At 23.4% G+C, this 1307-nt stretch carries 1 protein-coding gene; it reads left to right on the forward strand.

All coding sequences use genetic code 4. From position 1 onward, the window contains the following. Nucleotides 1–711 precede the first annotated feature (711 nt). The gene (locus EHU54_RS05835; RefSeq protein ID WP_400249455.1) at nt 712–1272 is read left to right on the forward strand and encodes a hypothetical protein; all 561 of its coding nucleotides are present in this window, start codon (nt 712–714) and stop codon (nt 1270–1272) included. Nucleotides 1273–1307 lie beyond the last annotated feature (35 nt).

A 1307-nucleotide genomic window follows, 5' to 3' on the forward strand; every position in this document is an offset into this window, starting at 1 on the left:
TTTTAGAATAATTAGGTGTGCCATTTTTCTTTTTAAATTTTTCGGATTCTAAATATTCTTTTAAATCATGTCTTTCTACTAAATTAAAATATTTAAATTTTTTCTTTTCTTTTTTCATAAGAAAACCTAGCCCCTTCTATTAAAATAGTTATACAATAAAAATTAAAATTTTGTTGACAATCTGTTAAATGATGGTAAAATAGTGATGTAATTTAATACAAATAAAATTTATTAGCCCTTAATCGCTTGTTTAAAAATTACTAAAATTAGAGACTTTAAAAAGTATTTTTTTAATTTATTTTACTTTTTTATATTTTTTTGTAGAATGGTGATGACAAAAAGAGGTAAAAAAGATGGCAAAAGTAGATAAAAAGTGATAAATAATTGCAAATTTAACAAAAATAAAGCAAAAATTAACAAAATTTGATGAATATTGTAAAGAAAATAATATCAAGCTTGCCACAAAAGAAACATTATTAATCTTTTGCAATTTAGAAGAAGATGAATATAATGCCTTAAAAGACAGTAATTTATTAGCATTTAATGAACTTAAAATGAAAATAAGAATATTAGAAAATAATATAAAATTACATCTCTTAAACGAAACTAAGGGGGTGTATCAGTATATGCACAGTATTATGGTCGTGAAAATGAAACTGAAATAAACTATATTCCCCCANTAATTAACATAACAGATAGGAGAAAAATATAATGACAATGTTATATGAATATAGTTATCTTAATGAGATAGTAGTTAGTTTATTAGAAAATAAAGAATATATAGCATATGAGATTAATTTAGCAGGTAGTCGTAAAGCGGGTAAAACATATAGTATTGATGAATTAATAGCATTATTAAGTTGTGTTGTATTAACAAATAAAGATAAAAAAATAGCAATATATGGTTTTAGATTAAATAGTGCTGATACTGCTGAAATGCAACAAGATATTCAAGATGCATTAGATAAAGTTGGTTTAATCCTTAATCCTACTAAAAAATGAAAAGGCGGTCATTATCAATATAATGCTAGGTTTAATAAACCAACTTGAACATTTCCTAATGGTAGTTTTATTAAATTACAAGGAGCAAGAAAAAGTAATTCATCGCAAGTATTAGGTAAAGGAATAGCAAGAGCAAATGGTGCTGATTTATGTATTATTTGGCTTGAAGAAGCAAATGAATTTAGTAAATCAGAAAAAGAAGCAATTATGCAAGCAGTTCGTGATTATAAAAAATTAATATTAGACTTATTGCATAACCTATTAAAATAATTGTAAATATTTTTAAAAAGATACTAATAGCAAAT

The sequence above is a fragment of the Spiroplasma sp. ald genome (assembly GCF_044714355.1).
Lineage (GTDB): Bacteria > Bacillota_I > Bacilli_A > Mycoplasmatales > Mycoplasmataceae > Spiroplasma > Spiroplasma phoeniceum.